Source organism: Sinisalibacter lacisalsi (assembly GCF_014640115.1).
Lineage (GTDB): Bacteria > Pseudomonadota > Alphaproteobacteria > Rhodobacterales > Rhodobacteraceae > Sinisalibacter > Sinisalibacter lacisalsi.
This window is the reverse complement of the sequence record NZ_BMGI01000006.1, coordinates 1-20,050: the sequence shown is the minus strand read 5'-3', so window position 1 is coordinate 20,050 and position 20,050 is coordinate 1. Positions and strand designations below refer to the sequence as shown.

Sequence of the window (20,050 nt, the reverse complement as noted above, 5' to 3'; positions counted from 1 at the left end):
GTTGGGGAAAAGGAAAGCCCCCGCGCGGGTTGCGCGGGGGCGGGGTCGGGGATCAGGTGCCCGATTTGATCTTGGTCCAGAGCCGGGTGACCACCCGCTGCACCCGGGCGTCATAGGGCGTGGTGGTGAACAGGTTGTCCAGCGTCTCCTCGTCCGGGTAGATCGCCGGGTCGCCGATCACGTCCTCGACGAGGAACTCCTGCGACGCCTTGTTGCCGTTGGCGTAGTAGACGTAGTTCGAGGCCGCGGCCATGTTCTCGGCGTCCATGATGAAGTTGAGGAATACGTGCGCCTCGTCCGGGTGCGGCGCGTCGACCGGGATCGCCATCTGGTCGAACCACATCTGCGCGCCTTCCTTGGGCGCGTGGTAGACGATCTCGACGCCGTTCTCGGCCTCGACGGCGCGATCACGCGCCTGCAGGATGTCGCCCGACCAGCCCACGGCGACGCAGATGTTCCCGTTCGCGAGCGCCTCGATGTATTCCGAGGAATGGAACTTCTGGATGTAGGGCCGAACGGGGGCGAACACCTCTTCGGCCTTGGCGATCACGTCCGGGTCATGGTCGTCGGGATCTTCGCCGATGTAGTTCAGCGCGGCGGGGATCATCTCTGCCGGGGCGTCGAGGAAATGCACGCCGCAGCTGGCGAGCTTTTCCATGTTGGCCGGATCGAAGACCAGCGACCAGGAGTCGATCGGGGCGTCCTCGCCGAGCAGCTCGGTCACCATGCCGACGTTCACGCCGATGCCGGTGGTGCCCCACATGTAGTTGATCGAATACTCGTTGCCCGGATCATATTGCTCGGTGCGCTCGGAAACCACGTCCCACATGTTTTCCAGGTTGGGCAGCTTCGACTTGTCGAGCTTCTGGAACGCGCCGGCGGTGATCTGGCGCTGCAGGAACGTGCCGGACGGCACGACCACGTCATAGCCCGAGCCGCCCGCGAGCATCTTGGTTTCGAGCACCTCGTTGGAATCGAACACGTCGTAGATCAGCGTGATCCCGGTTTCTTCCTGGAACTTGGCGAGCAGATCCTCGTCGATGTAGTCGGACCAGTTGTAGACCCGGACTTCCTGTGCGAGCGCGCCGCCGGCGACGAGGGCGAGCGCGGAGGCCAGCAGCGTCGCGTTCGTTTTCGCGGTGGTCATCATGTTTTTTCTCCCGTTGGTCTGGGCCGAAGCCCTGTTTGACTTTTGATCAAAACTAACCCGTTCGTCGGATATGGTCAAACCCTCCGTGCCGGGCTACCCTACGCATCAAGATTATCCACTCGCGAGGCGAGCGCAATGGACTTCCCTGGGAAAGGCCGATTGGTGAAACCGTCCGCCGTCAAACTGCCGGACCACGAGCGCGCCTACCGCGGCCTGCGTGAAATGGTGCTCTACGGCGAGTTGGCGCCGGGCCAGCCGGTGACGATCCAGGGGCTGGTCGAGGCGCTGGGGCTCGGGATGACGCCGGTGCGCGAGGCGATCCGTCGCCTCACCAGCCAGGGCGCGCTGGTGTTCAAGGGCAACCGCCGGGTCGAGGTGCCGCAGATGAGCCTCGACGAATACGGCGAACTGGCGTTCGCGCGGCTTGCGGTGGAGCCGGAGCTGGCCCGACGCGGCGTTGAAAACATGGGCGATGAAGACGTAACCGCCCTCGCGGCGATTGACCGCGCGGTCGATCTGGCGATCGAGCGCGGCGACGTGCGGGGCTACCTGGAGAACAACCACCTGTTCCACGCCCGGCTCTACGCACTGTCGGGCGCCGAGGTGCTGCTGGCGATTTCGGAGATGCTCTGGCTGCGCTCGGGACCCTCGCTCAGGATCATGCTCGGACGCCACGGCACCGCCAACCTGCCCGACAAGCACCAGGAGGCGCTGGTGGCGATGCGCGCGCGCGATGCCGAGGGCGTGGCGCAGGCGATCCGCGACGACATCGAGCAGGGAATCGCCCAGGTGCAGCGCGGTCTCGGCACGGGCGGAGATTGATCAAATGCCCGGTCTCTGCGTTGACAGCCCAACTTTTGATCATATTGTGAAGCGCGATTGCGCCCAAAGGAGCCCCCGATGAACAAGATCACGAATCACATGCCGACCGCCGAGCTTCAGGCGCTCGACGCCGCCCATCACATGCACCCCTTCACCGCCAACCACGAGCTTGCCGAAAAGGGCGTTCGCGTCATCACCCGCGCCAACGGCGTGCGGCTGACCGACAGCGAGGGGCGGGAAATTCTCGACGCGATGGCGGGGCTGTGGTGCGTGAACATCGGCTATGGCCGTGACGAACTCGCCGAGGTGGCGCATCGCCAGATGAAGGAACTGCCCTATTACAACACCTTCTTCATGTCGACGCATGTGCCCGCGATCGCGCTGGCCGACAAGCTGGCCGAACTCGCGCCCGGCGATCTCAACCACGTCTTCTTCGCCTCCGGCGGCTCCGAGGCGAACGACACCAACATCCGTCTCGTGCGGCGCTACTGGGACCTGATGGGCAAGCCCGACAAGAAGGTCATCATCAGCCGCAAGAACGCCTACCACGGCACCTCGGTGGGCTCGGCCTCGCTCGGCGGCATGCAGGGAATGCACGCCCAGGGCGGGCTGCCGATTCCCGACGTGGTGCACATCAACCAGCCCTACTGGTATCTCGAGGGCGGCGAGATGAGCCCCGAGGAGTTCGGCATCGCCCGGGCCCGCGAGCTGGAAGCGAAGATCGACGAACTGGGCGAAGGCCGCGTCGCCGCCTTCATCGCCGAACCGATCCAGGGGGCGGGCGGGGTGATCGTGCCGCCCGAAAGCTACTGGCCCGAGGTCAGCCGGATCTGCGCCGAACGCGATATCCTGCTCATCGTCGACGAGGTGATCACCGGGTTCGGGCGCACCGGCAACTGGTTCGGCAGCCAGACCTACGACCTCAAGCCCGACATCATGACCATCGCCAAGGGGCTCTCGTCGGGCTACGCGCCGATCGGCGGCTCGCTGGTTTCCGACAAGGTGGCCGACGTGATCGGGCGCGAGGAATTCACCCACGGCTACACCTATTCGGGCCATCCCGTGGCCGCCGCCGTGGCGCTGGAAAACCTGCGCATCATCGAAGAGGAAAAGATCGTCGACCACGTCCGCGACGAGGCCGCGCCCTACCTCGCCGAGAAGTGGCACCAGCTGGCCGACCACCCCTTCGTCGGGGAGACCAAGATCGTCGGCATGATGGCCTCGCTGGCGCTGACCGCCGACAAGTCGGTGCGCAAGCCGTTCGAGGCACCGGCGGGCACGGTGGGCTACATGGTGCGCGAGCGCTGCTTCGCCAACAACCTGATCATGCGCCACGTCGGCGACCGGATGGTGATTTCGCCGCCGCTGGTGATGACGAAATCCGACATCGACGATCTGTTCGAGCGCGCGGTGAAGTCGCTCGACGAGGGCTATGCCAACGTGAAGGCGGCGGGCCTGCTCAAGACCGCCGGGTAACGCCTGCGGCGCGCAGGGTGGGGGGCTCTGCCCGTCGTGCCGGAGGCACGCCTTCGGCGTGACGCCCCCCGAGGTATTTGGACCAGGATGAAGGGCAGGATGGCTCGGCTCGATATTCTCACCGCGAACGATCGCCCGGGCGAATACCCGCAGTCCTACTACGCCGCGACGGCGGAGGCGCTGGCGCCCTTCCCGAAGGCCGAGGGCGAGATCTCCTGCGACGTGGCGGTGATCGGCGGCGGCTACACCGGGCTGTCGGCGGCGCTGCACCTGGCCGAGGCCGGGCTCGACGTGGTGGTGCTGGAGGCGCACCGGGTGGGTTTTGGTGCCTCGGGCCGCAACGGCGGGCAGGTGCATCCGGGCCAGCGCGTCGACCAGGACGGGCTGGAGCGGATGGTCGGCCGCGAGATGGCGCGCGGGCTTTGGGACCTGGCGGTCGAGAGCGTCGATCTTGCCGTGGATCTTGCCGGGAAACACGCGCCCGGGGCGGGTTTCGTGCCCGGCCTGATCCACGCCGATCACAAGGCGCGCTTCGTGCGCCATTCGCACGACTACGCCGAGAAGCTCGCGCGCGACTACGGCTATGACCGGATTCGCCCGCTCGGGCAGGCCGAGATCCGCGAGAAGGTGGGATCGGATGCCTATTTCGGCGGGGTGATCGACATGGGCGGCGGGCATCTGCACCCGCTCAACTATGCGCTCGGGCTGGCCCGGGCGGCGCGCGACGCGGGCGCGCGGATCTTCGAGAACAGCCGGGTGGATTGGGTGGCCGAGACCGACCCGGTGCGGCTTGGCGCGAACGGTGCGAAGATCACCGCGCGCCACCTGCTCTGGGCCGCCAACGGCTACCTCGGGCACATGGATCGGCGGATCGCGGCGAAGGTGATGCCGATCAACAATTTCATCCTCGCCACCGAACCGCTCGACGATGCCATGGTGCAAAGCCTGATCCCCGGTAACGAGGCGGTGTCGGATTCAAAGTTCGTGATCAACTATTTCCGCCTGTCGCAGGATCGACGGATGCTGTTCGGCGGCGGCGAGAGCTATGGCTACCGCTTTCCCGCCGACATCGCCGCCAAGGCGCGAAAGCCGATGCTGGAGATCTTTCCGCAGCTCGCCGCCGCGCGGATCGACCATGCCTGGGGCGGCACCCTGGGGATCACGGTGAACCGGATGCCGCATTTCGAGCGGATCGCGGGCAATATCCTCACCGCCGGGGGCTATTCCGGCCACGGCGTGGCGATGGCGACGCTGGGCGGCAAGATCGCGGCGGAGGCGATCAAGGGGCAGGCCGGGCGCTTCGACCTGATGGCCCGGGTGCCGACGCACAAGTTCCCCGGCGGGGTGGCGTTGCGCACGCCGCTGCTGGTGCTCGCGATGGTCTGGTTCAGTCTGCGCGACCGGCTTTGAACACGCCCAGTTTGCGCATGGCCAGAAGTGCGCCGCCGATCGCGAAGACCAGCAGGTAGTCGATCGCGGGGATGCGGATCACCTCGTTGATCGCACCCCAGCCCTTCTGCGAATAGACCGCCAGCATGAGCGCGACCGAGAGCGCGGCGATGGCCCAGCGGGCGCGGCGCGTGAGCCCCAGCCCGTGCATTTGCGTGACCACCACGAGAAACAGGAAGCCGAAGAAGAACATCGTCCAGAATTCCTGCCCCGCCACCAGCGCCACCACCACCCCGTGGATCAGCACCGAGGCTTCGAGCGTGAAGGTCCACCAGCGGTTGGTGTGCACCCGGGTGAAGATGAAGGCGGCCTGCAGGAACAGAAGGAAGGTGTAGAGGAAGCCGAGCAGGTGGCCGGCGGTGGTTTCCATCGGGTGATACCAGTAGGTGAAGGTGATCGCCCAGGCGAAGTAATAGCCGTGGTAGCGGATCAGGATCGGCTTGATCGAGGCGAACCAGCCGCGCCCGGTGCCGAAAAACAGCCCGCGCCGGGGCGCTTCCATCAGCAGCACGATCACCAGCAGCAGGATCACCGAACCCTGCGAGGTGATGACCGGCAGATCTTGCCCCAGCCCGTCGTAGAACAGCGCGGTCTGGCCGTAGTGCAGCGCGACGAAGGCGGCGGTGCCGCCGAGCGCGATCCAGTTCACCGGGTGCATCCGGTTTCGGTCGCGCAAGCGCTCGCGGTTGGCCTGCGCCCAGGCGATCACGCCCCAGATGAAGACCTGGTGGGCGATGTAGCTCGCCCACATGCTCGCGCGTGAAATAGCGTCCGGGTCAGGGCGTTTCCAGTAATACCAGTTGAAGCCCTGGTCGGGGGCGAAGGCCACGTGGTCGATGAAGGGCCGGATCGTGAGCAGGCCCAGCGTTGCCAGCACGGCGGCGGCGATGGCGAGGCCCCAGGTGAGGCGAAGCACTGGCGACATGGCGTGTCCTTTCCCGTTGTCCCGATTACGGCACGAGGTGCCGGGCCGGATCAAGCTCGGTGCTTGACACGGCCGCCCCCCTCGCAAAGCTTGGCGCCGCATCAGCGGGAGACGGGCATGACCGGGCAGTGGGAATTCTGGATCGACCGGGGCGGCACCTTCACCGACGTGGTGGCGCGGCGCCCCGATGGCGCGATCGAGACGCTGAAGCTGCTGTCGGAAAACCCCGGGCACTACGATGACGCTGCCGTCGAGGGCATTCGCCGCTGTCTCGGGCTTACAGGTGACGCGCCGATCCCCGATGGCGCGATCCGGGCGGTGAAGATGGGCACCACGGTGGCCACCAACGCGCTGCTCGAACGCAAGGGCGAGCGCACCCTGCTGGTGATCACGAAGGGGTTCGGCGACCTGTTGCGGATCGGCTACCAGGCCCGCCCCCGGCTGTTCGATCTCGCGATCCGGCGGCCCGATCTGCTCTATGAGAGCGTGGTGGAGGCGGATGAGCGGCTCGATGCGGACGGCGGGGTGATCGCGGCGCTCGACGAGGCGGCGCTGACGCCGGCTCTGGCGGAAGCGCGCGCAGAGGGCGTCGCGGCGGTGGCCATCGCCTTTCTGCACGGCCATGCGAACCCGGTGCACGAGTTGCGCGCCGCCGATCTCGCCCGGGCGGCGGGGTTTTCCCAGGTGAGCACCAGCCACGAGGTGTCGCGGCTGGCCAAGCTGGTGAGCCGGGGCGACACCACCGTGGTCGATGCCTATCTCTCGCCGATCCTGCGCCGCTACTTCGCCCGCGTGGAGGCGGCGCTCGATCTCGGGCGCGCCACCGGCGGGCTCTATTTCATGCAGTCGAACGGCGGGCTGACCGATGCGCATCGTTTTCAGGGCAAGGACGCGATCCTCTCGGGGCCTGCCGGCGGGATCGTCGGCATGGTGCGCACCGCCGAGGCGGCCGGGTTCGACCGGCTGATCGGCTTCGACATGGGCGGCACGTCGACGGATGTGAGCCATTACGCCGGGGCCTATGAGCGCAGTTTCGAGACGGAGGTGGCGGGCGTGCGGATGCGCGCGCCGATGATGGATATCCATACCATCGCCGCCGGGGGCGGTTCGATCCTGAGCTTCCGCGATGGCCGGTTCCAGGTTGGCCCGGAGAGCGCGGGGGCCGACCCGGGGCCGGCGGCCTATTGCAACGGCGGGCCGCTCACGGTGACCGATTGCAATGTGATGCTGGGCCGCTTGCAGCCGGAGCACTTTCCCGCCGTCTTCGGCCCCGAAGCGAACGCGCCGCTCGATGCCGAGGCGGTGCGCACAGGCTTCGCGGCGATGGCGCGCGAGATTGCCGAGGCCACCGGCCAGCCCGAGATGGCGCCGGAGGAGGTGGCGGAAGGGTTCCTGCGGATCGCCGTCGACAACATGGCGGCCGCGATCAAGAAGATCAGCGTCGAGCGCGGCCATGACGTGACCGGCTACACGCTGCAATGCTTCGGCGGCGCGGGCGGGCAACATGCCGCCCGGGTGGCCGATGCGCTGGGGATGGAGCGGGTGTTTCTGCACCCGCAGGCGGGCGTGCTCTCGGCCTATGGCATGGGGCTGGCCGACATCCGCGCCTTGCGCGAGGCGCAGTTTGACGCGCCGCTGGCCGACGTGGATGCCGCCGGCGCGCGGCTGGAGGCGCCGGCGGCGGAGGCCGAGGCGGAGGTGCGGGCGCAGGGGATAAGCAATGTGCGGCTCGTGCGGCGGGCGTTCCTGCGCTACGAGGGCTCGCACCAGCCGCTCGACGTGGACTTCGCCAGCGCCGGGGCGATGCGGGAGGACTTCGAAGAGGCGCACCGGGCACGCTTCGGTTTCGCCTCGCCCGAGCGCGGCGTGGTGTTCGAGATGCTGGCGGTCGAGGCGGTGGGCGAGACCGGGGCCGCAGCGGAGGCGCGCGCGCCTTCGGGCGATGGCGCGCCGGTGGCCGAGGTGCGGGCCTGGTTCGACGGCTGGTGCGACGTGCCGCTCCATGATCGCGCCCGGCTGCCCGAGGGCGCGCGGGTGCGTGGCCCGGCGATCGTGTCGGAGGCCACCGGCACCAACGTGGTCGAGCCGGGCTGGGCGGCGCGGGTGGACGCGGCCGGCAACCTGATCTTGGAGCGCGCCGTGCCGATGGCCCGCGCGCTGGCGGCGGGCACCGAGGCCGACCCGGTGCTGCTCGAGGTGTTCAACAACCTGTTCATGTCGGTGGCCGACCAGATGGGCGCGACGCTCGCCAATACCTCGTGGAGCGTCAACATCAAGGAACGGCTCGATTTTTCCTGCGCGATCTTCGATCAGGCGGGCGATCTGGTAGCGAACGCGCCGCATGTGCCGGTGCACCTCGGCTCGATGGCCGAAAGCATCCGCACGGTGATGCGTGAAACCGAGGGGCGGCTGAAACGGGGCGACGCCTACATGCTCAATTCGCCTTACAACGGCGGCACGCACCTGCCGGACGTGACTGTCGTGACCCCGGTCTTCATTGGCGATGAGATCGCCTTCTGGCTCGGCTCGCGCGGGCACCATGCCGATATCGGCGGGCGCACGCCGGGGTCCGGCCCGCCCGATTCGACGCGGATCGAGGAGGAGGGGGTGCTGATCGACAACGTGCAGCTCGTCGATGGCGGCCGTTTTCTCGACGCCGAAGCGCGCGCGGTGCTCGCCTCGGGGCGCTGGCCCGCGCGCCAGCCGGACCAGAACATCGCCGATCTCAAGGCGCAGGTAGCGGCGAACGAGACCGGGCGGCGCGAATTGCTGGGCGTGGTGTCACGTTACGGGCTCGACGTGGTGCGCGCCTACATGGGGCACGTGCAGGACAACGCCGAGGAAAGCGTGCGCCGGGTGATCGACAAGCTGGTGGATGGGCAATTCACCCTGCTGCTCGACCACGGCGCGCAGATCTGCGTGAAGATAACCGTCGACCGCGTGGCGCGGGCTGCGACGGTGGATTTCAGCGGAACGTCAAAACAGCACAAAGGCAACTATAACGCCCCGCTTTCGATCTCTCGCGCGGTGGTTCTTTATGTTTTTCGAACATTGGTGGGCACGGAGATCCCGCTCAACGAGGGCTGCCTGAAACCGATCGAGATCATCGTGCCAGAAGGCTCGATGCTGAACCCCGTGCCGCCGGCGGCGGTGATCGCGGGCAACACCGAGGTGAGCCAGGCGCTGTGCAACGCGCTGATGGGGGCACTCGGCGCGATGGCCGCGAGCCAGGGCACGATGAACAATTTCATCTGGGGCAACGATGCTTTCCAGAACTACGAGACCATCGGCGGCGGCAGTGGTGCGGGCCCCGGGTTCGATGGCGCCGACGCGGTGCAGAGCCACATGACCAACACCCGGATGACCGACCCGGAGGTGCTGGAGAAGCGGTTCCCGGTGCGGCTGGAGGAAATGTCGATCCGGCGCGGCTCGGGTGGGGCAGGGCGTTGGCATGGCGGTGACGGCATGGTGCGGCGGCTGCGCTTCCTCGAACCGGTGACCGTCACCACCCTGTCGCTCTCGCGCGTGGTGCCGCCCTTTGGGGGCCAAGGCGGTGCACCGGGGGCGCTGGGCGAGAACATCGCCGAATGGCCGGACGGGCGGCGCGAGGTTCTCGCCGGAAACGCCGAGGTGGCCTTGCCGGTGGGCGGGGTGTTCGAGATCCGCACCCCGGGCGGCGGCGGCTGGGACTGGTCGCGCAAGGCGTGACCGCCCCGCGCCTCTTGGCGCGGCGCGGGGATTGGTCTCGGGTTTGGATCACTCCGATTCGAGGCAGTCGGCAATCGAGCCTGCAGCGGCCATCAGGGTGGTTTCGTAGTGACCGGGGCCGATTTCCTGAAGCGTGCCGGTCGGGTCGAGCACGCCGATGCGCAGGCCGGTTTCACCCGAGATCGCTTCGAGCAGCGCCGGGTCGAAGGCCGGTTCGGCGAAGGCGCATTTCACCCCGTGATCGGCGATGATGTCGCGCAACTCGGCGAGCGCGGCGGCCGAGGGGGTGGAGGCGTCGCCGGGGCGCACGGTGCCGGCGATCTCGATGCCGAAACGGTCGGCGAAATAGCCCCAAGACGCGTGGAAGGTCACGATCTCCGTGCCTTGGTGGGGGGCGAGACGCGCCTCGATCCGGGCGGCGAGGTCGTCCAGCCCCGCCACGCCGCTTTCGGCATTGGCGCGGTAGGTGGCGGCGTTCTCTGGGTCGCGCGCCGCGAGGTCTTCGGCGAAGGCGGGCAGCCAGGCGCGGGCGTTGTCGATCGAGGTCCACAGGTGCGGATCGTAATCGCCGTGGTCGTGATCGTCATGGGCGGGCTCATCGTGTTCCTCCGCACCGTGCTCGTCGTGCCCGTGGTCATCCTGCGCGTTGTGGTCGCCATCTTCGTGGCCGTGTTCATCCTCGGCCGGGTTCGGGCGCACGAAGGGGCGCAGCGTCGTCGCCGGATGGTCCATCAGCACGATCTGGTCGGTCACGTCGAGGCCCTCGAGCGCGCGTTCGAGCCAGGGGCTCAGGCCCGGCCCGACCCAGACCACGAGGTCGGCGTCCGACAGCATCCGCGCCTGGCTGGGGCGCAGTTGCACCGAATGGGGGTTGGTGTCCTGGTCGAGCAGGAGATCGGGCACGCCGACGCCCGCCATCACCTGCGAGACGAGGGCGTGTACCGGGGCGATGTCGACCACCACCTTCGGCGCCTCGGCGAAGGCGGGCAGGGCGACGAGGGAAAGGATTGCGGAGAGACGGAACATGGGGCACCTTGCGTGGAGTTGGGTAATGTTATATTATCACAATGCAAAGTGATAACATCACAAAACAGGAACCGCAAGCGCCATGTCTTCTCCCGATCCCGCCCGTGCCTTCGCGCCGCACGATCACAACCGCTGCACCAGCGAGGCGATGGCGCAGGCCGAGAAGCTTTGCGCGGCATCGGGCGCGCGGTTGACGCCGGTGCGCCGCCGGGTGCTGGAAATCCTGCTCGAGGAACATCGCGCGCTGGGCGCCTATGACGTGCTCGAACGGCTTGCCGCCGAGGGCTTCGGCCATCAGCCGCCGGTGGCCTACCGGGCGCTCGATTTCCTTGTTGAACAGGGGTTTGCGCACCGCATCCGGCGGCTCAATGCCTTCACCGCCTGCACCCACCCGGGCGATGCCCATGCGCCGGTGTTCCTGATCTGCGACGGCTGCGGCGCGGTGGCCGAGGCGCCGGGCAAGAACGTGCGCGCGGAACTGGAAACGGCTGCGGCAGGCATCGGTTTCAGCGTCGAGCGTGCGAATGTCGAGGCGCTGGGAATGTGCCCCGGCTGCCGGGAGGCGCGGCCATGAGCCTGATCTCGGCACAAGACCTGCAGGTTTCCTACGGGGGGGTGAAGGTGCTCGACGGCGTGAGCGTCGCCATCGAACCGGGCGAGATCGTCACCCTCGTCGGCCCCAATGGCTCGGGCAAATCGACGCTGGTGAAGGTGCTGCTCGGGGTGATCGCGCCCGACCGGGGGCGGGTGATCCGGGCGAAGGGGCTGCGCATCGGCTACGTGCCGCAGCGCCTGCACATCGACGCCAACCTGCCGATGACGGTGGCGCGCTTCCTGTCGCTGCCCAAGCGCCAGCCGGACGACAAGGTGTCGGCGGCACTGACCCGGGCGGGCGTGCCGGGGCTGGAGGCGCAGCAGATGACGGCGCTCTCTGGCGGGCAGTTCCAGCGGGTGTTGCTGGCGCGCGCGCTGCTCACCGACCCGCAGATCCTCGTGCTCGACGAACCCACCCAGGGGCTCGACCAGCCCGGCGAGGCGGCCTTCTACGAATTGCTCGAAACCGTGCGGCGGGAAACCGGCGTTGGGGTTTTCATGGTCAGCCACGATCTGCACGTGGTGATGAGCGCCTCCGACCGGGTGGTCTGCCTCAATCACCACATCTGTTGCCAGGGCACGCCGAAGGTGGTGCGCGACGCGCCGGAATACCGGGCGCTGTTCGGCCACGGCACCCACGGCGCGCTCGCGCTCTACCAGCACGATCACGATCACAGCCATGATCCTGTCACCGGCCACGACCACGGAGGCGGCCATGCTTGACGATTTTCTGGTGCGCGCGGCGATCGCCGGGGTGGGCGTGGCGCTGGCGGCGGGGCCGCTCGGCAGTTTCGTGATCTGGCGGCGGATGGCCTATTTCGGCGATGCCACCGCCCATGCGGCGATCCTTGGCGTGGCGCTGGCACTGATCCTGTCGATGCCGGTCACGCTGGGCACGCTCATCGTCGCGCTGGCGATGGCGGCCACGGTGAGCTGGCTTGCCGCGCGCGGTCACGCGATGGATTCTACGTTGGGCGTGCTCGCCCATTCCGCGCTGGCGCTCGGGCTGGTGGCGATCTCCTTCGTGCCGGCGGTGCGGGTCGATCTCTCGGCCTTCCTGTTCGGCGATATCCTCGCCGTGGGCAAGTCCGACCTGGCGGTGATCTGGGGCGGCGCGCTGCTTGTCGTGGCGCTGATCGTCTGGCGCTGGTCGCGGTTGCTCACCGCGACGCTTTCGCGCGAGTTGGCGGCGGCCTCGGGGATCGACCCCGACCGCGAGGGGCTGGTGCTGACGCTGGCGCTCGCGGTGGTGGTGGCGGTGGCGCTGAAGGTGGTGGGGGCGTTGCTGATCGCGGCGATGCTGATCATCCCCGCCGCCGCTGCGCGCGGCCTTGCGCGCACCCCCGAGGGCATGGCGGTGGGGGCCATTGGGATCGGCGCGGCCTCGGCGCTGGCGGGCCTCGGCGCCTCCTGGCAATTCGACACGCCGGCGGGCCCAAGCATCGTCACCGCCGCCGCCGCGTTCTTCCTCGTCACCGCCCTTTTGGGGCGTCTGCGCGGCCGGTGAGCGGCTTCAGCCCAGCACGGTGAGCCAGCCCCAGGCGGTGAGGATCGACGCCGCCGTGCCGACCAGCACCGCCGTGGCGGTCACCCGCTTGGCGACGCCATACATCGAGGCGAAGACATAGGCGTTCACCCCCGGCGCCATCGCCGCCATCAGCACCGAGGAGCGGATCGCCCCCTCGGAGATCGCGAAGGCGTGGCCGAGGCCCCAGGTGATCGCCGGATGCAGGAGCAGCGACACGCCTGTGACCCAGATCACCAGCCGCATGTCCCCCTCGGGCTTGTAGGCGGCGAGGATGCCGCCGAGCGCGAACAGCGCGGTTGGGATCGCCGCGCCGGCCACGAGGTCGACGGCGCTGGCCAAAGCCCCCGGCATGGCCAGGCCCGAGACGTTCCACAGCGCGCCGAGCGCGATCCCGATCAGCATCGGGTTGCGGCTCATCGAGCGGCCCACCTGCGCGACGGTGGCGGCGAGGCTGCGGCCACCCGCGCGCACGATCTCCATCGCCGTGGTCGAGATCAGGTAGACGAAGGGGGCGTGGAAGGCGATGATCGCGAAGTTGTAGGCCAGCGCCTCGCTGCCATAGGCGCGTTCGGTGATCGGCAGGCCAAGAAGCCCGCCGTTGGAAAAGGCCGCCGCGAAGGCCACCGCCACGCTGTCGGGCCAGGGCCTGCGGAAGATCAGCCGCGCCCCGAGGAGGCCCGCGAAAAACCCCGCCACGACGCCGGTATAGAAGGCGGTGAGCATGAAGGGATCGAAGGTTTCGCCGAGGTTGAGCCGCGAGATGCCGCGAAACAGCAGCACCGGGAAGGCGAAACCCGTCGCGAAGCCCATCGCGCCCTCGAACAGGGCGTCCGACGCGCCGAGAAAGCGGCGCGCGCCGAAGCCGAAGCCGATCACCAGGAACACCGGCAGGATGACCTCGATCAGAACCGACATGTCAGAGGTCGTAGGAGATCGTCAGCCCGTCATGCGCCGGGGTGATGTGGTCGGGCGTTTCAGCCGCCACGGTGTCGTAATCGAGATCAATGTGCATATTCGTGAGCACACCCCGCTTCGCACCTGATTTTTCAAGCCACTCCAGCGCCTTGGCAAGATGCGCATGGGTCGGGTGCGGGGTCCGGCGCAGCGCGTCGATGACGAAGCAGTCGAGCCCTTCGAGCAGCGGCCAGCAGTCGGGTTTGATCTCGGACACATCGGGCAGGTAGGCCAGATCCTCGATCCGGAAGCCCAGCGAGTCGATGCTGCCATGCTCCACCTCGAAGGGCTTGAGCGTGATCGTGCCCCCCACGCCGTCGATCTCGAGCGGCCCGCGGATCGTGTGCAGATCAAGGATCGGCGGGTAGGACGAGCCCTCGGGCTGCACGAAGGCATAGCCGAAGCGCGAGAGCAGCGCGTCCTGCGTGGCGCCATCGGCCCAGACCGGCAGGCGGCGCTTGGTGTTGAACACCACCTGGCGCAGATCGTCGAGCCCGTGGACATGATCGGCGTGGGAATGGGTGTAGACCACCGCGTCGAGCTCGGCCACGCCCGCGTCGAGCAGCTGCACGCGCAGGTCGGGCGAGCTGTCGATCAGCACGCGGGTGGCGCCCGCGTCGGTTTCGCGGGTGACCAGCAGCGAGCAGCGGCGGCGGGCGTTCTTCGGGTTCGCCGGGTCGCAATCGCCCCAATCGCCACCGATGCGCGGCACGCCGCCGGAGGAGCCGCAGCCGAGGATGGTGAAGCTCAGCCGCGCCATCAGGCGGCGGCCTCGTAGGCGGGCACCTTCCAGAACAGCCGGTCGAAATTCGCCTCCGTCCGGGCCGCGAAATCGCCGTAATCCATGCCGAACACCTCCGCGCCCACCCGGGCGGTATGGGCGGTGAAGGCGGGTTCGTTGCGCTTGCCGCGATGCGGCGGGGGTGCGAGATAGGGGCTGTCGGTCTCGACGAGGATGCGATCGACCGGGGCGGCCGCGAAGATCTCGCGCAGCGCGCCGGACTTCGGGAAAGCCGCGATCCCCGACATCGAAAGGTAGAAGCCTAGATCGAGCGCCGCTTCGGCCAGCGCGCGGCCCGACGAGAAGCAGTGCATCACGCAGGAATAGGCCCCGGCGCGGTGTTCCTCGGCGAGGATGCGCGCCATGTCGTCGTCGGCGTCGCGGGCGTGGATGATCAGCGGCAGCCCGGTTTGCCGCGCCGCCTCGATGTGGATGCGCAGGCTCTCCTGTTGCACCTCGGCGCTCTCGGCGGTGTAGTGATAATCGAGCCCGGTTTCGCCCAGGCCGACGAACTTCGGGTGCGCGGCGAGCCGCACCAGATCCTCCACCGTCGCCATCGGCTCCTCGGCGGCGCTCATCGGGTGGGTGCCGGCGGCGAAGAACACCGGCGCGTGCGCCTCGGCGATCGCCTGCACGGCGGGCACGTTGCGCAGCCGGGTGGCGATCGTCACCATCCGCGCCACGCCCGCCTCGGCGGCGCGCGCCACGATCGCTTCGCGCTCGCCCTCGAAATCGGGAAAGTCGAGGTGGCAATGGCTGTCGGTGATCCGGGGGGTAGTCATGCGACGCGGGCTTCTGCTGCTTCGTTGATCCTGAAGACCATATCGAGGATCACCGCCGCAGGGTCAAGGTTGACCGCCCTTCCGTGTGCGGCGCGCGCGGTCAACTCCTGCTGAAGCCCGGCCCAGACCCGCCCGGCGCGAGCGTCGGGTGCGAGGCGGCCGAGCAGGGCGGCCTCGCCGGGTGCGGCCTCGAAGGCCGGCAGGTGGCCCGCGCCGGCCCGCGCGAGCCGGGCGAGAAACAGCGCGAACAGCCGCAACACCAGATCGAAACGCGTGGCATTGGCCGCGCCGGTGGCGGAATTGGCGAGCGCGATGGCGCGCAGCCGGTCGTAGCGCGGGGCATTGGCGAAGGTGGCGACGATCTCGCGATAGGCTTCCAGCCCGCCCTGGTGAAAGAGTTGCAGGGCCTCGCCCACCGAACCGCCGGCCAGTTCGCCCAAGGCCTCGGTATTCTCCACCCCGTCCAGGCCGGCGCCTTCGAGCGCACGGGCGAGATCGGGCGCGGCGAGCGGATCGAGCCGCAGCGCGCGGCAGCGCGAACGGATCGTGGGCAGGAGGCGCGAAGGCTGGTGCGAGACGAGGAGGAAAACGGTGCCCGAGGGCGGCTCCTCGAGGCTTTTCAACAGCGCGTTGGCCGCCTGCGGGTTCATCTCGTCGGCGGCATCGACGATCACCACGCGCCGGCCGCCGTCGATCACCGACAGGTCGAAAAACGCCCGCATGCGGCGCACTTCCTTCACCAGGATTTCCGCCGCGATCTTGTCGTCGTTGGGCTTGTCGCGCGGCCCCCGGCGCAAGAGGAAGATCCCCGGCTCCGCCAGCGCCCGACTGCGGCGGGCGACGGGGTGGTCGGCGGCGATCTCCAGCGTGGCGGGGGTGGGGGCTTCGCCGAACAGGCCGACCTCGCCCGGCGCAGGTGCGGCGCGCAGGAAGCGGGCGATCTTCCATGCCAGCGTCGCCTTGCCCACCCCGCGTGGGCCGGTGATCAGCCAGGCGTGGTGCAGACGCCCGGCATTGTAGGCATCGAGGAACGCGGCCTCGGCGGCGGCATGTCCGACGAGTTGCCCGGTCTCGCGCGGATGCGGGGCACCCTCGATCCGGTCGGGTTCGGGAAGGTCGTCGGGCTCAGCCATGGCGGCGCACCGTCGCGGCGGGGGGGCGAATTCCGTGGCGGAATTCGCAACGGTTTTCGCGGCGAAAACCGGATCGTTTTCCGTTGCGGAAAACGGCCCGGCTCATGCCAGGCGCTCCAGCGCGATCCGGGTCACATCGGCGGCCACGTCGCCCTCGGCCCGGTCGCCGTCCACCACCACGCAACGGTCGGGGAATTCCTCCGCCAGCGCGAGGAAGCCTGCGCGCATCTGTTCCTGAAGCCCGGCGCCGAAATCCTCGAACCGTTCCTCGTGCCCGCCCCGGCCCTTGGCCCGGGCGTGTCCCTTGGCAGGGTCCATGTCGATGATGAAGGTGAGATCTGGCTCGCGGCGGATCATCAGCCGGTGCAGCGCGTCTACGGCGTCGCGCAGGCCCGGGCCGCGCAAACCCTGATACATCCGGGTGGAATCGGCGAAACGGTCGCAGACCACCACTTCGTCCGCGGCCAGCGCCGGTTCGATCACCCGCTCGAGGTGATCGCGCCGGGCGGCGGTGAACAGCAGGATCTCGGTTTCGGCCGACCAGCGGTCGGGGTCGCCTTCGAGCACCAGGCGGCGGATTTCCTCGGCGCCGGGGCTGCCGCCGGGCTCGCGCGTCGAGCGCACCGCGTGGCCCGCTTCGCCGAGCGCCTCGGCCAGCATCCGGGCCTGGGTCGACTTGCCCGAGCCGTCGATGCCCTCGAAGGTGATGAACAGTCCCGCCATCCGCGTCAGTTGGTCAGCGCGTTGCCGGGCGTTTCGTCCGCCGGGGCGGGGGCCGGCGACGGGGCCGGGGGGGCGCCCGTCGTCATCTCCTGTGCCAGCGCCAGTGCCTTTCCGGCCGCCGCCTTGAACCGGGGCAGGAAGCCCGCCTTCGCCACGCTGTTCTCGGCGAGGAGCGGCACCTCGATCGGCGCGAGCCCGGGACGCTCGATCTTCATCTGCGCCACCACGTCGCCCTTGCTGATCGGGGCCTGCAGCGGCGCGGTCCAGGTGATCTCGGCGCTGAGCGCGCTGTTCGCGGTCACCGGCATCAGGAATTCCAGGTCGGTCTGCGGCACCAGCCCCACCGTCTCTTCCGCCCCGAGAAACACCGGCACCTCCGCCACCCGATCGCCGGCGCGCGCCGGGTTTTTCATCGCGAATTGCCGGAACGCCCAGTTGACGATGCCTTCCGCCTCGCTGGCGCGGGCCTGCTCGCTGTCGAGCCCGGTGATCGCGAAGACGATGCGCCGCTGGCCTTGCAGCGCCGATCCGACCAGCCCGTAACCCGCCTCCGAGGTGTGGCCGGTCTTCAGGCCATCGGCGCCGATGCCGAGATTCAGCAGCGGGTTGCGGTTGAACCGGTTGTCGGGGGCGCGGCCGTCGAACGGGTATTCGGTCATCGCGAAATAGGGATAATACTCGGGAAACTCGGTGATCAGCCGCGTGGCGATGATGGCGAGATCGCGCATCGACATGCGTTGGCGGGGATCGGGCCAGCCCGAGGCGTTCGCGAAGCTGGAATTCGTCATCCCCAGCGCCCGGGCCCGCTCCGTCATCATCGCCGCGAAGGCTTCCTCGGTGCCCGCGAGCCCCTCGGCGACCACAACGCAGGCATCGTTGCCGGAATTGACCACGATGCCCTTGATCAGCTCCTCCACCGTGGGCCGGTCGGAGGTGTTGAGAAACATCGTCGAGCCGCCCATCGCCTGCGCCCGGGCGGAGACGCCGAAGCGCGTGTCCATCGTCACCCGGCCATCGCGCAGCGCCTCGAACAGCATGTTGACCGTCATCAACTTCGACATCGAGGCCGGTGGGAGCGGCACGTCGGCGTTCTTGTCGAGGAGGATCGTGTCGGTGGTGACATCGTAGACGATCGCGCCCGTGGCGCCGGTTTCGAAAGCGCGCGCGGGCAGAGCGGCAAGCAGTAGCACGGCGAGCAGGGTGGCGAACACGCGGCAGCTTGGCATGGGCGGGTCGGTCCTTTGCTTGTCTGGTTCCGGCCGGGCGGAGCGGGGCGCGCGGCCGGATCAGTTGGTGACGTAATAAGCGTCGTTGAAGCCGAGGTCCTTGATCTTCTTCAACAGCGCGGCGCGCTCGGCGGTGCTTCCCGACGGACCGACGATCACGCGCCAGAAATCCTTGCCGTTCATCTTGCCCGGCTTGATCGTCGGCACCATGCCGGCGCGGCGCAGGGCCTCGGCGGTGTTGTCGGCGTTGCCCTGAACCGAGAAGATCCCGATCTGGATGAAGGGTTTGTCGAGCCCGCCGCTGCTGGCGGCGGCAGGCCGCGACGGGGCCGGCGCGGCGGTCGCCGCGGGTTTGCCCTCGGCGGCATCGAGCGCGGCGGTGGCAGCGAGGATCGGATCGTCGAGCGTGGTCGCGGCTACGGCGGGGGCGGCGGTGAGCGTACCGGTTTCGGCGTCGGGGTCCGCCGGGCCGTCCTCCGGCACTGCCTCGCGGCGCAGCGCGGTGACATTCAGCCGCGCCGGTTTGCCGGCAAGCATCTCGAGCGCCTCGGCCGCGTCGGACGACACCTGGATCTTCGGCCCCGGCGTCTGCCGTTCGGGGCGATAGACCACGCCGATCACGAAGGTGTTGTTCTCATCGTTGCGGATGATCACCCGCTCGGGATCCTTCACATCCGGGTGGGCCACCCAGACGCCGCCGAGCGAGGGGCGCCCGTCCCACAACCCCGTGTCGGTCACCTGGAACACTTCCGGCGCCTCGACCTCGCGCTCGACCGTTCGGGTCGTGGCGCTGGCCGCAGGCGCGCCGTCCGATCCGCCGCCCTGCAGGAAGGCAGGGCCTTCGCCGTCCTCGCATGCCGCCAGCGCGAGCGCGCCGAGCAGCGCAATGAACCCTTTTTGGAACCTGCTCGCCATGTCTGTGCCTATGCCCCTTGTTGTGCGGAGATCCTCCGCACGGCCCCCGTTTGCGCTTTGTCGCGCTTTAGGGGGGACAATAACCACAAGCCGCTGACATGAAAAGCCTCGCGGGCGCGGTGGGCGGTTTCGCGCGAAACCGGACGGGCGCGCCGGGCGCGGGGCCGGAAACTTGAACGCTTTCAGAATCGCGCGCGGCGCGCTATCGCATGTTTCGGCCCGGAGGAGTGGCAGAGTGGTCGAATGCGGCGGTCTTGAAAACCGTTGAGCGCGAGAGCGTTCCGGGGGTTCGAATCCCTCCTCCTCCGCCACTAATTTTGATTAGTGTTTTGTTGTTAAATGGTTTCCCAGATCTAGAGTGCGTGGAGATACAATTCTGGATACATTTCTGACGTTGAGGTGGCGGTCGGCGGTTAGATGGCTGTCAGCATGGAAGCAACGCTTCAACTCAGCAGAGATGGAAATCTCCCCCCCGGCCGATTTGGGCCGTAGGTCTGGGCTGCCTCCAAGATGTTTCGTGGTATTTTCGGTCGTAGATCGAAGGCCATTCTGATTTCGGGTTTCAAGATGCCATTGTCCCTGCGTTGGGCTTCAGATCGCGTCTTCTGGATCGATAATGCCCCGTCAGTGTGGCGGGAATGCCCACTTTCGGGAAGCCCCAAGCCTAATCAGGGGACTGCGGGTGACAGAGCCTTGGACGGGTTCGGAAACTCTCAGGCTCATCTTATTGAGCACCGATCAGGTCGCTAAGAAACTGGTAGTGAGGTGCCCCTAGTTTCCTAGACACCTGCCTCGTTGAGTTTCTGCTGTCTGATCTCGAAGTCAACGGGCGACAGCATGCCGTTGTTCGTGTGCTTG

General features: G+C 68.2%; 17 protein-coding genes and 1 tRNA gene. 8 read left to right on the top strand and 10 right to left on the bottom strand.

The features are described from left to right. Nucleotides 1-52: 52 nt before the first annotated feature. Complete coding sequence (locus IEW01_RS15895) at nucleotides 53-1,147, bottom strand: polyamine ABC transporter substrate-binding protein (RefSeq protein WP_188529616.1); 1,095 nt, start codon at nucleotides 1,145-1,147, stop codon at nucleotides 53-55. A 165-nt stretch (nucleotides 1,148-1,312) separates the two neighbouring features. On the opposite strand from IEW01_RS15895, the gene IEW01_RS15890 reads away from it, so the two are divergent. From IEW01_RS15890 to IEW01_RS15880, 3 genes are all read left to right on the top strand, one after another. Further along, nucleotides 1,313-1,972 carry a GntR family transcriptional regulator gene (locus IEW01_RS15890; protein WP_229738313.1) on the top strand — a complete coding sequence of 220 codons (660 nt, stop codon included), beginning with the start codon at nucleotides 1,313-1,315 and terminating at the stop codon, nucleotides 1,970-1,972. A 78-nt stretch (nucleotides 1,973-2,050) separates the two neighbouring features. Then, nucleotides 2,051-3,448: an aspartate aminotransferase family protein gene (locus tag IEW01_RS15885; RefSeq protein ID WP_188529612.1), complete on the top strand. Its 1,398-nt coding sequence runs from the start codon at nucleotides 2,051-2,053 to the stop codon at nucleotides 3,446-3,448. A 99-nt stretch (nucleotides 3,449-3,547) separates the two neighbouring features. After that, on the top strand, nucleotides 3,548-4,858 hold the full coding sequence (locus tag IEW01_RS15880; protein ID WP_188529610.1) for an NAD(P)/FAD-dependent oxidoreductase: 1,311 nt from the start codon (nucleotides 3,548-3,550) through the stop codon (nucleotides 4,856-4,858). Here the strand turns inward: IEW01_RS15880 and IEW01_RS15875 are convergent. Next, nucleotides 4,836-5,822 (bottom strand): hypothetical protein, encoded by a 987-nt coding sequence (locus tag IEW01_RS15875; RefSeq protein ID WP_188529608.1) that lies wholly within the window; start codon nucleotides 5,820-5,822, stop codon nucleotides 4,836-4,838. The genes IEW01_RS15880 and IEW01_RS15875 overlap by 23 nt on opposite strands. Before the next feature lie 117 nt (nucleotides 5,823-5,939). Between IEW01_RS15875 and IEW01_RS15870 the strand changes: the two genes are divergently transcribed. Then, on the top strand, nucleotides 5,940-9,530 hold the full coding sequence (locus IEW01_RS15870; protein WP_188529606.1) for a hydantoinase B/oxoprolinase family protein: 3,591 nt from the start codon (nucleotides 5,940-5,942) through the stop codon (nucleotides 9,528-9,530). Nucleotides 9,531-9,578: 48 nt separating this feature from the next. Here IEW01_RS15870 and IEW01_RS15865 read toward each other — a convergent pair whose 3' ends face one another. Continuing rightward, nucleotides 9,579-10,556: a zinc ABC transporter substrate-binding protein gene (locus IEW01_RS15865; protein WP_188529604.1), complete on the bottom strand. Its 978-nt coding sequence runs from the start codon at nucleotides 10,554-10,556 to the stop codon at nucleotides 9,579-9,581. An 82-nt stretch (nucleotides 10,557-10,638) separates the two neighbouring features. Between IEW01_RS15865 and IEW01_RS15860 the strand changes: the two genes are divergently transcribed. Genes IEW01_RS15860 through IEW01_RS15850 form a run of 3 tightly spaced genes read left to right on the top strand, consistent with a single transcriptional unit; the run spans nucleotide 10,639 to nucleotide 12,657 of the window. Then, a complete protein-coding gene (locus IEW01_RS15860) occupies nucleotides 10,639-11,130 on the top strand; it encodes a transcriptional repressor (RefSeq protein WP_188529601.1) in 492 nt (163 codons plus the stop codon). After that, the gene (locus tag IEW01_RS15855) at nucleotides 11,127-11,873 is read left to right on the top strand and encodes an ATP-binding cassette domain-containing protein (protein WP_188529599.1); all 747 of its coding nucleotides are present in this window, start codon (nucleotides 11,127-11,129) and stop codon (nucleotides 11,871-11,873) included. The genes IEW01_RS15860 and IEW01_RS15855 overlap by 4 nt, the downstream gene beginning before the upstream one ends. Further along, a complete protein-coding gene (locus IEW01_RS15850; RefSeq protein WP_188529597.1) occupies nucleotides 11,866-12,657 on the top strand; it encodes a metal ABC transporter permease in 792 nt (263 codons plus the stop codon). The genes IEW01_RS15855 and IEW01_RS15850 overlap by 8 nt, the downstream gene beginning before the upstream one ends. 6 nt (nucleotides 12,658-12,663) lie before the next feature. Here IEW01_RS15850 and IEW01_RS15845 read toward each other — a convergent pair whose 3' ends face one another. From IEW01_RS15845 to IEW01_RS15815, 7 genes are all read right to left on the bottom strand, one after another. Beyond that, nucleotides 12,664-13,593: an AEC family transporter gene (locus IEW01_RS15845; protein WP_188529595.1), complete on the bottom strand. Its 930-nt coding sequence runs from the start codon at nucleotides 13,591-13,593 to the stop codon at nucleotides 12,664-12,666. A gap of 1 nt (nucleotide 13,594) precedes the next feature. Next, nucleotides 13,595-14,392 carry an MBL fold metallo-hydrolase gene (locus tag IEW01_RS15840; RefSeq protein WP_188529593.1) on the bottom strand — a complete coding sequence of 266 codons (798 nt, stop codon included), beginning with the start codon at nucleotides 14,390-14,392 and terminating at the stop codon, nucleotides 13,595-13,597. After that, nucleotides 14,392-15,195 carry a TatD family hydrolase gene (locus tag IEW01_RS15835; protein WP_188529591.1) on the bottom strand — a complete coding sequence of 268 codons (804 nt, stop codon included), beginning with the start codon at nucleotides 15,193-15,195 and terminating at the stop codon, nucleotides 14,392-14,394. Before IEW01_RS15835 ends, IEW01_RS15840 begins: the two co-directional genes overlap by 1 nt. Continuing rightward, nucleotides 15,192-16,328: a DNA polymerase III subunit delta' gene (locus tag IEW01_RS15830; protein WP_188529589.1), complete on the bottom strand. Its 1,137-nt coding sequence runs from the start codon at nucleotides 16,326-16,328 to the stop codon at nucleotides 15,192-15,194. Before IEW01_RS15830 ends, IEW01_RS15835 begins: the two co-directional genes overlap by 4 nt. 102 nt (nucleotides 16,329-16,430) lie before the next feature. Further along, the gene (gene tmk / locus IEW01_RS15825; RefSeq protein ID WP_188529587.1) at nucleotides 16,431-17,051 is read right to left on the bottom strand and encodes a dTMP kinase; all 621 of its coding nucleotides are present in this window, start codon (nucleotides 17,049-17,051) and stop codon (nucleotides 16,431-16,433) included. A gap of 5 nt (nucleotides 17,052-17,056) precedes the next feature. Beyond that, complete coding sequence (locus IEW01_RS15820; protein ID WP_188529585.1) at nucleotides 17,057-18,277, bottom strand: D-alanyl-D-alanine carboxypeptidase family protein; 1,221 nt, start codon at nucleotides 18,275-18,277, stop codon at nucleotides 17,057-17,059. A 60-nt stretch (nucleotides 18,278-18,337) separates the two neighbouring features. Further along, nucleotides 18,338-19,192 carry an SPOR domain-containing protein gene (locus IEW01_RS15815; protein WP_188529583.1) on the bottom strand — a complete coding sequence of 285 codons (855 nt, stop codon included), beginning with the start codon at nucleotides 19,190-19,192 and terminating at the stop codon, nucleotides 18,338-18,340. 221 nt (nucleotides 19,193-19,413) lie between these two features. Between IEW01_RS15815 and IEW01_RS15810 the strand changes: the two genes are divergently transcribed. After that, nucleotides 19,414-19,503, top strand: a tRNA-Ser gene (locus IEW01_RS15810). Nucleotides 19,504-20,050 lie beyond the last annotated feature (547 nt).